This window comes from Streptomyces solincola (genome assembly GCF_002982015.1).
GTDB lineage: Bacteria > Actinomycetota > Actinomycetes > Streptomycetales > Streptomycetaceae > Streptomyces > Streptomyces solincola.
The window spans coordinates 1-13,027 of the sequence record NZ_PVLV01000374.1; the positions used below are offsets into that span (position 1 = coordinate 1).

Genomic DNA, 13,027 nt, shown 5'->3' on the forward strand with positions numbered 1-13,027 from the left:
CACACCTCCCGCGACCCGGCCATCAGCGAACCGCTGGCCGCCGCGCTCGACCGGGTGCGGCGCGCCCCCGACGCCGACGCGCTGCTCGCCTCGCACCGCACCGCCTGGGGCCAGCTGTGGCGGCGGGCCGAACTGGAGGTCCCCGACGAGGCCGGGCGCATCCTGCGGCTGCACCTCTTCCACGTCCTGCAAACCCTCTCCCCGCACACCGCCGAGCTGGACGTGGGCGTCCCGGCCCGCGGGCTGCACGGCGAGGCGTACCGCGGCCACGTCTTCTGGGACGAGCTGTTCGTGCTGCCCTACCTGAACCTGCACTTCCCCGAGGTCTCCCGGGCGCTGCTCACCTACCGCCACCGGAGGCTGGAGCGGGCCCGGACCGCGGCCAGGGACGCCGGCTGCACCGGGGCGATGTACCCCTGGCAGTCCGGCAGCGACGGCCGCGAGGAGACCCAGCGGCTGCACCTCAACCCGCGCTCCGGCCGCTGGCTGCCCGACCACTCCCACCTCCAGCACCACGTCGGCTCCGCCATCGCCTACAACGTCTGGCAGTACTGCCAGGCCACCGGGGACAGCGAGTTCCTGCACACCAAGGGCGCCGAGACGATGCTCCAGATCGCCCGCTTCTGGGCCGGCCGGGCCACCTTCGACCCGGACCTGGGGCGCTACCGCGTGCGCGGTGTGATGGGCCCCGACGAGTACCACGACGCCTACCCGGACGCGGTCCGGCCCGGCCTGGACGACAACGCCTACACCAACGTCACCGCGGCCTGGGTGCTCGCCCGCACCCTGGAGCTGCTGCGCGAACTGCCCGAGCCGCGCCGCCTGGAGCTGGTAGAGCGCACCGAACTGGGCCAGGGCGAACTGGAGTTGTGGGAGGACGTCTCCCGCAGGCTGCACATCCCCTTCCACCAGGGCGTGATCAGCCAGTTCGAGGGCTTCGGCGATCTGGCCGAACTGGACTGGGAGGGGCTGCGGCGGCGGCACGGCGACATTCGCCGCCTCGACCGGGTGCTGGAGGCCGACGGCGACACCCCCAACCGCTACCAGGCCTCCAAGCAGGCCGATGTGCTGATGCTCGGCTACCTCTTCCCGCCGGCCGAGCTGAAGGCGCTGTTCGCCCGGCTCGGGCACACCCTGGACGACGCGGGTTGGGAGCGGACGGTCGACTACTACCTGCGCCGCACCAGCCACGGCTCCACCCTCAGCGGGCTGGTGCACGGCTGGGTGCTGGCCCGGGTCCGCCGCGCGGAGGCCTGGCAGTTCTGCCAGGAGGCCCTGGAGGGCGACATCGCCGACCTCCAGGGCGGCACGACGGGGGAGGGCATCCACCTGGGCGCGATGGCCGGCACCCTGGACCTGGTGCAGCGCGGGCTGACCGGGCTGGAGATCCGGGACGGGGCGCTGAGGCTGGCCCCGGTGCCGCTGCCGGAGCTGTCCGCGTACGACTTCACCCTGCGCTACCGCGGCCACTGGGGCGTCCGGGTCCGGATGACCCCGGGCGGCCTGCACGTGGCCGTCCCGCCGGACGGCGGCCGTGAGCCGATCGACGTCGAACTGCCCGACGGCCGCACGGTGGCGGTCGAGCCCGGCACCTCCTGCGACCTGCCGCTGCCCGGCCCCTAGCCGTCCACCGAGCCTCCGCCCGCGATGTGCCGCCGCCCGGCCCCTAGCCGTCCGGTTCCGGTGGGTCCTGGTCCGCCAGCAGGATCACCTCCAGGGTGCGCGGCCCGTGCACACCCTCCACCCGGTCCAGCTCGATGTCGCTGGTCGCCGAGGGGCCGGAGATCCAGGTCAGCGGGCGCCGCGGGTCCAGGCGCGGCAGGGCGAGCGGGAGCGAGGCGACGAGCTGCCCGGGCACCCGCACCACGCAGACGTGCAGGTCGGGGACGAGGGTCAGCGCCCGCCGGCCCTGCCCCGGGCCGCCGTCCAGCACGATCGTGCCGGTCTCCGCCACAGCCAGCGCGCAGCCCGTCACCACCGCGTCCACCGCGTCCAGTTCGGCCGCGCTCAGCGGCCCGGCCGCCCGGTCGTCCGGCCGCCGGTCGACCCCGCGGGCCTCGGCCAGCCATCCGGCCGGCAGCCCCGGCGGCACCGCCACCGAGCGCGCCCCGCGCCGCGCCAGCAGCGTCCCGATCAGCCCCGGCAGCCCGGCCGGACCGCTGCGGCTGACGTGCGCCCGGTAGTCGGTGAGGTTCTCGTGCAGCAGGTCCGCCAGGGCCGCCGGGTCGCCGGCGGGGGAGTGGGCGGTCAGATACTCCCGGGACGGCCCCGGGGCGTCCGGCGCCCCCGCGTTGGCCGCCCGGATCCGGGCCAGGACGCGCTCCCGCGCGGTGCTCACGACCCCTTCCCCCTTTCCCTCCGCCACCAGTCGCGGAAGGACCGCTCCGGCAGCTCGGGCAACTCGCGCCCCGCCGTCCAGGCTCCCGCACCGGGCGGCCGGGACGGGTGCAGCCGCCGGGTCGCGGACGCCAGCCTCTCACCCGCCGCCAGCGCGCCCGGATGGTCGAACAGCCAGGTGGCCGCCGCCATCGCGGCCCGCTCCACCCGGTGCCCGGAGCCGCCCCGCGCCGCCACCCGCTCGCGCAGGCTCACCAGCACCTCGGGAATGTCGATGGCCACCGGGCACACCTCGTAGCACGCCCCGCACAGCGAGGAGGCGTACGGCAGCGAGGCGTCCAGTTCGCTGACCGTGCCGCGCAGCTGCGGGGTGAGGATCGCGCCGATCGGCCCCGGGTAGACCGAGCCGTAGGCGTGCCCGCCGGCCCGCTCGTACACCGGGCAGACGTTCAGGCAGGCCGAGCAGCGGATACAGCGCAGCGCCTGCCGGCCGGTGGCGTCGGCGAGCGCCGAGGTGCGGCCGTTGTCCAGCAGCACCAGGTGGAAGGCGCGCGGCCCGTCGCCGTCGGACGTGCCGGTCCACATGCTGGTGTACGGGCTCATCCGCTCGGCCGTCGAGGAGCGCGGCAGCGTCTGTAGGAACACCTCCAGGTCCCGCCAGGTGGGCACCACCTTCTCCACCCCGACGACGGAGATCAGCGTCTCGGGGAGGGTCAGGCACATCCGGCCGTTGCCCTCGGACTCCACCACCACCAGGGTGCCGGTCTCGGCCACCATGAAGTTGGCCCCGGAGACCCCCACCTTCGCCCGCAGGAACTTCTCCCGCAGGTGCAGCCGGGCCGCCTCCGCCAGCCGGGCCGGCTCGTCGGTCAGCCCGTCCGGGGCGGGCCGGCCCCAGGCCCCCATCCGGTCCCGGAAGATCCGGCGGATCTCGCCGCGGTTGCGGTGGATCGCCGGCACCAGGATGTGCGAGGGCCGGTCCTCGCCCAACTGCACGATCAGCTCGGCGAGATCGGTCTCGTACGCGGCGATCCCGGCCGCCTCCAGCGCCTCGTTGAGCCCGATCTCCTGGGTGGCCATCGACTTGACCTTGACCACCTCCCGCTCCCCGGTGGCCCGCACCAGCTCGGTGACGATCCGGTTGGCCTCCTCGGCGTCCTCCGCCCAGTGCACCACGCCGCCGGCCGAGGTCACCGCCTCCTCCAGCCTCAGCAGATGGGTGTCCAGGTGGCGCAGGGTGTGGTCCTTGATCTCCTTGCCGGCCTGGCGCAGCGCCTCCCAGTCGGCCAACTCGGCCACCGCGCGGGCCCGTCTGGCGCGGATGGTGTGGGTGGCGTGCCGCAGATTGGCCCGCAGCACCGGGTCGGCCACCGCGGACCGGGCCGCCTCCGGGAAGGCCGGCATCCCCAGGAACGTCCCGCTCATCGCAGCGGCTCCTCCTCCGTGCTCGCCAGGATCTCCGCCAGGTGCACCGTCCGCGGCCCGGCCGCCGCGCTCGCGCCTGCGGTACGGGCCCGGGCCACGCCGTCCAGGTGCATCAGGCAGGAGTTGTCCGCGCCGCACAGCACCTCCGCGCCCGCCTCCCGCACCGCGTCCACCCGGTCCCGGCCCATCGCCACCGACACGTCCGGGTTCTTCACCGCGAAGGCGCCGCCGAAGCCGCAGCACTCCTCCGGGCCGCGCTGCTCCACCAGTTCCAGCCCCCGCACCGCCGCCAGCAGCCGCCGGGGCCGCTCGCCCAGGCCCAGCAGCCGCAGCCCGTGGCAGGAGGGGTGGTACGCCACCCGGTGCGGGAAGTACGCGCCGACGTCGGTCACCCCCAGCACGTCCACCAGGAACTCACTGAGCTCCAGCACCCGCGGCGCGAGGCCCGCTTCGCCCAGTCGGGCGTAGTGCGTGCGGACCATGGCGGCGCAGGAGCCGGACGGGACGACCACATGGCGGTGGTCCGCGAAGGCCGCCGCCGTACGCCGGGCCAGCCGCCGCGCCTGCTCCCGGTAGCCCGAGTTGTACTGGGGCTGGCCGCAGCAGGTCTGCCCCGCCGGGAAGTCGACCGCCACACCGAGGCGCTCCAGCAGCTTCACCACCGCGATCCCGGTCGACGGGTACACCGCGTCGTTGACGCAGGTGACGAACAGCGCGACCCGCATGGGACTCCCTCCGATCGCAGGGCCGTCGGCCAGCATAGGCCCGGTGATCACACCGGGGGCGGTGACGGCGGCCCCTCGGGGACGCCGGTGTGCCCCACCCGAAGCGGCGCGAAGGCGATCCGGGTCACCGCCCCGGCCGCGCCGCCCGCCCCGGTCCAGCGCACCCGCACCCCGTCCGCGTCCACGTGCTCCACCCGCGCCACCCCGGCCGGCGGGGCCGGATCCGCCGCGCCGGTCAGCGAGGCGAGCGCCACCAGCACCCGCGGGGGCTCGCCCGCCTCCACCGGCCCGGCCGTCAGCCGGGGCAGCACCGCCCAGTCGGTGAACGCCGTCCCGGCCGGCGCCCGCACCTCGTCGCGCTCGCCCCAGTCGGCCAACCCGGTCAACTGGGAGACGAGCGACTGGTCCGGGCCGGTGGCCCAGCCCGTCAGCCGGAGCCGGGCGCCCGGCGGCAGCCCGGTCACCCGGTGCACCCGAAGCTCGTGGCGGCCGCACGCCACCGTCACGCTCACCACCCGCAGATCCGGGGGCGACGGCGTCCCGACGGGGAAGACCGGTCGGTGGGCGGAGGCCGCCCAACCCCAGTCGCCCCCGCCGCCCGCGCCCAGCGGCCGGATCCGGCAGCGCGCCGAGGCGACCCCGCCCACCTCCACGGCCAGGTGGTTGTCCGGCGGGTTGCCTTCGGCGGTCGGACCGGTCGCCGTCGAGTAGGCGAACCGCCCGTACAGCGGATCGGCCGCCGCCGCGCAGTCCCCGGCCCCGGGCGGGACCGCGTCGCTGCCGTGGTTGTGCAGCCGGGCCAGCCCGTCCGCGCCGGTCGTCTGCACCAGCAGTCCCGGCGCGGGCAGCGCCAGCACCCGGTCCGGGCCCCGCGCCGGGGCCGGCTCCTCCACCGCCGTCCACAGCGGGTGCTCCGGCCCGGCGAGCAGCGCGGCGAACGCCTTCGCCGCCCAGTACGGCGAGGCCGGTCCCGAGTACGACTGGAGCGTCGGCGCGTGCGGCCCGTACCAGCCGGGCGTGAGCAGCCCGGTCCCCCCGTCGACCGCGCCCCGGTCCAGGAAGTGGCGCAGACAGCCGCTCAGCAGCCCGCGCGAGACCCCCGGCGCCAGCGGGGTATGACCGGTGACCGCGCCCACGCCGACCGCCGCGCCCGCCGCGAACCGGTAGGTCAGCGACCGGCCGAAGTGCACGGGCGCCCCGTCCCCGCCGAACAGCGCGGCGAAGGAGCGCAGATGGAGTCGGAGCCGGTCCCCGTAGTGCGCGAGCAGCCCCTCGTCGCCGGCGAGATGGGCGTGCAGCACCGGATACAGGTGCAGCGCCCAGCCGTTGTAGTGGTCGAAAGCCCGGCCCTCGCCGTCCGCGTACCAGCCGTCCCCCCGGTACCAGCCCTCCAGCAGCCCGAGGCCCCGCTGGACGGCCCGGGCGGTCTCGGCGTCCCCGCGCCCCACCGACTCCAGGAAACCGGCCACGGTCAGCGGGAAGAGGTACCAGTTGTTGGGCGCGGGCGTGTGCCGCAGCGCCCCGCGCAGCCACTGCTCGGCCCGGTCGCGTACGCCGTCGTCCAGCCGGTCCCACAGCCAGGGCCGGGTCAGCCGCAGGCCGAGCGCCACCGACGCCGACTCCACCATCGGCTGACCGCCCGCCCCGTGGTCCTGGACAGGCGGCCAGGACTCGGCGTCCTCCCGGCCGGGGTGCAGGGTGCCCGCGGCGAGCCCGTCCGCGTACCGGCCGAGCAGGCCGTGCGGATCCTGACCGCCCGCCCCCGCCACCCGGAACGCGGCGGCCAGAAGGGTCCGGGCGAAGCCCTCCAGGCCGTCGGAGCGCACCCCGGAGACCGACGGCCGCCCCGGCAGGTCGAGCAGCGCCCCGCCCGGGCTCGCCCACCGCCAGGCCGCCGTCACCAGACCGTCGGCGGCGGCCTCCCAGTGCGCGCGGGTGTAGCCGGTGTACGGGCTCAGGCGCCGGTCCCCGGGCGGCAGGACCAGCTCGCGGCCCCTGTGGTCGTCGTCCATGCCGGAACCGGCCCCCTCCCGCCGCGGTGGTCGCCGCGCCCCGGCGCCGTCAAGGAGCGTGATCGACCGACCGTCATCCGGTCAACAGCCCGCCCTCGATTGATCGAACGATCACCTTGGGGCGCCTGGGAGTCCCGCGTCCTCAGTGCACCCGCCGGGCCGAGCCCGCCGCCTCGCGGGCCAGGGCGGCGACCGCCTCCGGCCCCACCCGGCAGCAGCCGCCGACCAGCCGCGCCCCGGCCCGCCGCCACTCCGTCAGCCGGGAGGCCGTGAAGGTGGCCGGGCCCCGCCAGGCCGCCGCGCCCGCGTCCCACCGCTCGCCGCTGTTGGGGTAGGCCACCACCGGCTTGCCGGTGACCCGCGCGGCCACCGCCACCGCTGGGGCGACCTCCTCCGGGGCGCAGCAGTTGACGCCCACCGCGACGATCTCCTCGGCCTCCGCGGCGACGGCGAACGCCTCCTCCAGCGGCTGCCCGGCGCGGGTGCGGCCGCCCGCCACCGCGTACGACAGCCAGGCCGGCACGCCCAGTCCGCGGACCGCCCGCACCAGGGCCCGGCCCTCGTCCGCGTCCGGCACGGTCTCCAGCGCCAGTACGTCGGGCCGCGCCGCCGCCAGCACCTCCAGCCGCGGCCGGTGGAAGCGCTCCAACGCGCCCACGCCCAGCCCGTAGCGGCCCCGGTACTCCGAACCGTCGGCGAGCATCGCCCCGTACGGGCCGGCCGACGCGGCCACCCACAGCGCCCGGCCGGGGGTGCGCGCCTCCGCGCGGCGGGCCGCGTCCCGGGCCAGCTCCACGCTGCGGGCCAGCAGTTCGGCCGTCCGGTCCGGCCCGATCGAGCGGCGGGCGAACCCCTCGAACGTCGCCTGGTAGCTGGCGGTGGTCACGGTGCAGGCGCCCGCCTCGTAGTAGGCCTGGTGCGCCGCGACGACCGCCTCCGGCCGGTCCGCGAGCAGCCTGGCCGACCACAGCCCGCCGCTCAGGTCGTGCCCGGCGGCCTCCAGCAGGTGCGCGAGGCCGCCGTCCAGGACGAGAGGAGGGCCGGAGGCGGTGAGCGCCTCGGTGAACGACGGCCCGGGAGCGCTGATCATGCTGGAAAGCTAGCCGAAGCCGGGCCCCGGCGCAGGGGTCGGGACCGTATCGAGACCACGCGGGCCCGTGCCGGCCCGGCAGCGGCGCGGATTGGGCCGGCGATCACCGGGTAGCGGGACACCGGCGGCACACCCGGCCGCCCGCCCCCGGAAGGAGACCGCCGTGCTGATGGCCCACCCCGCCGTGCTGGACCACCTGGTCGAGGAGTACTCGACCCTGGCGGCGCTGCACGCCGAGGCGGGCGGACCAGAGGTCCGCGCCCGCCTGGAGGTGCTGGCCCGCACGCTGTGCACGGCCACCGGCACCGCAGACGTCGACACCGCGCTCATCGCGGCCCGGCACCGGCTGCCCGGCGCCCGTCCCGAGGACGACTCCCTGCTGGCGGCCTGAGCCCGGCCCCGGTACCGGGCCGGGCCCGCGGCCGTCGGCACGACCGGCACGGGCGGCGGGCACCGGCATCTCCTGGGGCAGCGGGGCGCCCCGTCGCCCGGCGGGAGCCGGTGGGCCGGGGCGAGTACCGTCCCGCAGTGGCCGCAGCCGATCCGGGCCACCAGGCCGTGCCCGGTACCGGCGGCGGGCGCGCGTCCGGGTGCTTCACCGGCTGCGGCCGTCAGTCACCCCCGTACGAACGGCACTTCGCACCGCGCCCGCTCACCGGCCGCGCAGCGTCCCGCCGAGGGCGGAGGCCAACTGGGCGCGTGAGCGGACGTCGAGCTTCTGGTAGATGCGGGTCAGCCGGGCCTCGACGGTCTTGACGCTGACGTACAGCCGGGCCGCCGCCTCCTGGTTGCTGGCGCCCTCGCCGACCAGGTGGGCCAGGGTCAGTTCCGCCTCGGTGAGGACGGCCAGCGCGCCGGCGCCGGACGGCTCGGGGGCGGGGCCGTCGAGCGGGCCGGGGCGGTCCGCGGTGAGCCCCAGCCAGGGCGCCGCGCCCGCCCGTTCGAAGACCGCGGCCGCCGCCTGGAGCGCGGCCGCCGCGGCCGACCGCCGGCGCCGGCGGCGCTCCACCCGGGCCAGCGCCAGCAGGCAGCGCCCCTGTTCCAGCACCAGCCCGTGGCCGGCGAACCGGTCGGCGGTCTCCACCAGTAGGTCCACCGCCTCGTCCGCCTTGCCGGCCGCCGCCAGGCACAGCGCGTACACCCGGTCGCAGCCCAGCAGCACGGTGGACCGGCCCAGTCGCTCGGCGACCGGACCGACGTCGGCCAGCAGCGCCCGCGCCTCGTCCGGGGCGTCCCCGGCCAGCAGCGCCTCGGCCAGCTCCTCGTGCCACCGCAGCATGGCCGGGTCCACCGTGCACAGCGCGTGCTCGTTGGCCCGCACCCGGCGCAGCGTCTCCAGCGCGGCCGCCGCCTCGCCGGTCAGCGACTGCACCCGGCCCAGCGCCCACAGCGCCCGGGAGAGGAAGACCTGGTCGCCCTCCTCCTCGGAGGCGCGCACACTGCGCCGGGCGTAGTCGGCCGCCCGGGCGAACGAGCCGCCCGCCGCCTCGGCCACCGCCAGCGCGTACCAGGCCGGGCCGGGGGACAGCCCGGCCTCCAGGGTCAGCGCGAGGGACCGCCCGGCGTGCGCCAGGGCGGCGGCGCACTGGCCGCGCCGGGCTTCCACCTCCGCCAGGGTGCGCAGCAGCTCGATGGCGTCCTCCACCGGCCCGCGCCGCTCGACCAGCGGCAGCAGGGCGTACGACTGGTCGCGCGCCGGGCCGAGCCGGTCGTCGAACAGGGCGTGCCGGATGGTGAGGATCTGCGCGGCGTTGCGCACGCCGAGCGGCCGGTCGGTCATCTCCAGGGCGCGGGCCTCGGCGAGCGTGGCCTCCGCGCCGGGGGAGCCGAGCACCCGGTCCATCCGGGCCTGCTGGGTGAGCGCGGAGGCGGCGGTGTGCCGGTCCCCGGCGGCGGCCGCCAGCACCGCCGACTCCACCGCGGCGCCGCGGGCCCGCACCGGGTCGGCGTCGGCGAGCATGTACTTCACCGACAGGCGCAGCAGGACGGCGGCGCGCAGCCCGGGTTCGCCCTCGGAGTCCTCCATGGCGTGCACGTACATCTCGTCCAGGTCGGTCAGCCCCTGGCCGGCGGTGTCGAGCACGGCGAGCCGGGCGCGGACCCGGTCGGCGGGCGCGGCGTCCCGGGCCAGCAGGTCGGAGGCGGCGCGCAGTGCCAGGTCGGCGCGGGCCGCGCGGGCCGCCTCCCCGGCCGCCTCGACCAGTCGTCCGAGCCGCCGGGGGCCGTCCGCGGAGGGGGTGCACTCGGCGGCCAGCAGGGCCAGTTCGGCGGCCAGCGGGTGGTCGCCGCGGCCGCGGGCCCGCTCGCCGGCGGCAGCCACCTCGGCGGCGAGCCGCTCGTCCGGCGCGCCGGCGGCCAGCGCCCGGTGGCGTATCTCCTCCACCGGGTCGTCGGCGATCCGGGCCAGTGCGGCGTGCCCGGCGCTGCGTTCGGTCCAACAGGTGTCCTGGACGAGGGTGGAGCGCAGCAGCCCGGCGGTGAAGGCGACGGTGCCGTCCTCGGCGAGGGCGACCAGACCGGCCCGTTCGGCGGCCGCCAGCTCCGCCTCGGCGGCCGGGCGGCCGGCCCGGCGCAGCAGCGCGGCGGTGGGCCGCAGCGCGAGGGCGGCGAGCAGCAGGGTGGCGCGGACGTCCGGGGCGACGGGCGCGAGCATCCGGCGGGCGGCGTCCCGGGCCCGCCCGGACAGCGGCAGCGCCTCGGCGTGGTGCACCGGTCCGGGGGCGTCGGCCAGGGTGCGGCCGACGGCCAGGGCGAGCCGGGGGTTGCCGCCGCTGGAGCGGTGGATGCGGCCGGCCAGCCGGGCCGGCAGCCCGTTGCGCACCAGCAGCTCGGCCAGTTCGTCGGCGTGCAGCGGCGGGACGAGCAGCACATCGGCCTCGGAGGCCACCCACAGCGGCAGCGGGGCGCCGCCGCCCCCGCCGTAGGGGGCGGGGGTCTCCACGGCGAGCACCCGCAGCGCCTCGGGGGCCAGGTGCAGCGCGAACCGCAGCAGGTCGGCGCTCTCCGGGTCCATCCGCTGGGCGTCGTCGACGACGAGCAGCACCGGCCCCTGGCCGGCCAGCGCCCGCAGCACCCCGGCCAGCGCGAGGCGCAGGGCCATCGGGTCGCGTCCGGCCGGCGGCGCGTCGGCTTCGCGGCAGAGCACCGCGACGGCCTCCCGCTGCGGCTTGGGCAGTCCGGCCAGGGCGTGGGCGGGCACGGAGGCGAGCAGCGCGGCGGCGGACGCGCCGGTGAGGGCGTGATCGGCGGGCTGGGCCGCCAGCCACACCACCGCCTCGCCGCGGGCGGCGGCCCGCTCGGCGGCGGCGTGCGCGATCTCGGTCTTGCCGATGCCCGGCGGCCCGGTCAGCAGGGCCCGGCCGCGGTCCGGCAGCACCCGGTCGAGCCGGGCGAGCAGCGCGCCCCGGCCGACCGGGCCGGGTCTGTCCGCGGGGGCGCCGTCCACCGGCGCGGCGGGGTACGGAGTCGGTCCCACCCTGCACCACCCTCCGGGCGCGGTGCGGACGTGCTGCCCGCGACCGTCGCGGTCGTTCGTGTGTGCAGAGAATACGAACGCCCGCGTCCCCGTCCAGGCCCGTTGTCCGGCATGTGGACACCCCGGGCGCGGGCACACGGCGGGGCGCGCCCCCGGGCATATGCCGGGAGCGCGCCCCTGACCTGCGCTGACGCCGTTGTGCGATCGGGTCAGAAGGTCAGACTCCAGGAGTCGATGTAGCCGGTGTCACCCGATGCCGCATCGCGCACCCGGAGCTTCCAGGTGCCGTTGGCGGTCTCGCTGGAGGCGTTCACCGTGTAGGAGGCGAGCACGTTGGCCGCCGAGTCGCCGCTGCCGGCGTTCTTCAGCCGGTAGGCGGTGCCGTCCGGGGCGAGCAGGTCGACGACCAGGTCGCCGCGGTAGCTGTGCTTGATGTCGACGTCGACCTTCAGCGCGGCCGGGGCGGCGCCGGAGCGGCCGGTGACCGTGATCGGCGAGGTGACCGTGGCGTTGTCGGTGATCGTCACGTCGGCGGCGTTGGAGAACACCGTGCCGCCGCCGGTGGAGCCGCCGGTGACCGCGGCCACCGTCTTGGCCGCGTCCGCGATGCCCGCGCCGCAGCCGCCCGAGCAGACGCCCGGCAGCGGACGGGCGTTGGACTTGATCGCGGACTCGATCTGCGCCGGGGTGAGGCTGGACTTGGCCGACTTCAGCAGCGCGGCCAGGCCGGCGATGTGCGGGGCCGCCATCGAGGTGCCCTGGTAGGGCTTGTAGTTCTCCGCGGACGGCGTGGTCAGACCGGAGTTGAGGGTCGACCAGATGCCGTTCTGCGGGGTGGTGACGGTGCCCGGGGTGTCGGTGGAGCGCCGGGTCTCGCCGCCGGGCGCCGAGACGTCCACGGCGGTGCCGAAGTTGGAGTAGTACGAGCGGTTGCCCTCGCGGCTGGTGGACGCCACCGAGATGACGTTGGCGCAGTTGGCGGGGGTGAAGCCGGCGGTGTCGGCGTTGCTGTTGCCGGCCGCGACGACCACCGTCGCGCCGCGCGCGACGGCCCCGTCGATGGCGATCCGGTACACGCTCGGGCAGGTGGAACTGGCGCCGCCCAGGCTGAGGTTGAGGACCTTGGCCGGGTTGGGGTTGGCCGGCACGCCCGGGACGCTGCCGCCGGAGGCCCAGGTGATGGCGTCGGCGATGTCCGCGGACGAGCCGCCGCACTTGCCGAGCACCCGCACGTGCTGGACCTTGGCCCCGTGGGCGATGCCCGCGACACCCTTGCCGTTGTTGGTGGCCGCGGAGATGGTGCCGGCCACGTGGGTGCCGTGCCAGGAGGACGGGCCCGCCTCGGAGTCGGGGTCGCACTCGGCGTCGAAGTCGTTCCAGTCGCCCTCGTCGCGCGGGTCGGCGTCGCGGCCGTTGCCGTCGCGGGCGTCCGCCGGGGAGGAGATGAAGTCGTAGCCGCCGATGGTGTTGGCGGTCAGGTCGCTGTGTGCGCTCGCTCCGGTGTCGATGACCGCGACGGTCACGCCGCCACCGGTGGTCTTGTCCCAGGCCGCCGGGACGTTCATCCCGCCGGTCGCCTCGAACAGGTCCCACTGCTTGGCGTAGTCGGTGTCGTTGGGGGTGACGGCCAGCGGGTAGGCCCGGATGTCGGGCTCCACGGCGGCGACCGAGGAGTCCGCCCTGAAGGCGGCCATGACCTCGGCGAGGTCCTTCTTGTCCTCCGCGCCGGCGCCCAGGTCGACCAGGGCGGCGCCACCGGCGAGCCGGCGCTCGAAGGACAGCTTCTCGCCGGTCTCCTGCGCCTTGGCCGAGGTGTCGCTGCGGGCCGCGTCGTTGGAGGTGGCCTCGGCGGTACGGGCCTTGTAGGTGACGATGACCTTCTCCACCGGCGCGGCGGCCGGCGTCTGCATGGACTGCGAGACGGGAGCGGGGGAGGGGTGGGGGGCGGCCTCCGCGGCGAGCG

General features: G+C 76.9%; 9 protein-coding genes. 2 read left to right on the top strand and 7 right to left on the bottom strand.

Going from position 1 to position 13,027, the window contains the following annotated elements; all coding sequences use genetic code 11:
• Nucleotides 1-1,623 (top strand): glycoside hydrolase family 65 protein (locus C6N75_RS22010; RefSeq protein ID WP_105870630.1); only part of this gene is annotated, 1,623 nt, incomplete at its 5' end.
• Between the two features lie 43 nt (nucleotides 1,624-1,666).
• Here C6N75_RS22010 and C6N75_RS22015 read toward each other — a convergent pair.
• The 5 genes from C6N75_RS22015 to mmuM form a co-directional block, all read right to left on the bottom strand.
• Nucleotides 1,667-2,338, bottom strand: coding sequence for a LutC/YkgG family protein (locus tag C6N75_RS22015; protein WP_258177539.1), 672 nt, complete (start codon nucleotides 2,336-2,338; stop codon nucleotides 1,667-1,669).
• A complete protein-coding gene (locus C6N75_RS22020; protein WP_105870632.1) occupies nucleotides 2,335-3,762 on the bottom strand; it encodes a lactate utilization protein B in 1,428 nt (475 codons plus the stop codon). Before C6N75_RS22020 ends, C6N75_RS22015 begins: the two co-directional genes overlap by 4 nt.
• A complete protein-coding gene (locus C6N75_RS22025; RefSeq protein ID WP_105870633.1) occupies nucleotides 3,759-4,487 on the bottom strand; it encodes a (Fe-S)-binding protein in 729 nt (242 codons plus the stop codon). Before C6N75_RS22025 ends, C6N75_RS22020 begins: the two co-directional genes overlap by 4 nt.
• Nucleotides 4,488-4,534: 47 nt before the next feature.
• Entirely contained in the window at nucleotides 4,535-6,499 is a 1,965-nt protein-coding gene (locus tag C6N75_RS22030; RefSeq protein WP_105870634.1) for a DUF2264 domain-containing protein, read from the bottom strand.
• 142 nt (nucleotides 6,500-6,641) lie between these two features.
• Nucleotides 6,642-7,589 (bottom strand): homocysteine S-methyltransferase, encoded by a 948-nt coding sequence (gene mmuM / locus C6N75_RS22035; protein ID WP_105870635.1) that lies wholly within the window; start codon nucleotides 7,587-7,589, stop codon nucleotides 6,642-6,644.
• A gap of 163 nt (nucleotides 7,590-7,752) precedes the next feature.
• Between mmuM and C6N75_RS22040 the strand changes: the two genes are divergently transcribed.
• Nucleotides 7,753-7,980 carry a DUF5133 domain-containing protein gene (locus C6N75_RS22040; protein ID WP_105870636.1) on the top strand — a complete coding sequence of 76 codons (228 nt, stop codon included), beginning with the start codon at nucleotides 7,753-7,755 and terminating at the stop codon, nucleotides 7,978-7,980.
• Between the two features lie 261 nt (nucleotides 7,981-8,241).
• On the opposite strand, the gene C6N75_RS22045 is transcribed toward C6N75_RS22040, so the two are convergent.
• The gene (locus tag C6N75_RS22045) at nucleotides 8,242-11,064 is read right to left on the bottom strand and encodes a helix-turn-helix transcriptional regulator (RefSeq protein WP_258177540.1); all 2,823 of its coding nucleotides are present in this window, start codon (nucleotides 11,062-11,064) and stop codon (nucleotides 8,242-8,244) included.
• A gap of 209 nt (nucleotides 11,065-11,273) precedes the next feature.
• Nucleotides 11,274-13,027, bottom strand: a 1,754-nt coding sequence (locus C6N75_RS22050; protein ID WP_322888067.1) for a S8 family peptidase, incomplete at its 5' end; no start/stop codon positions are given.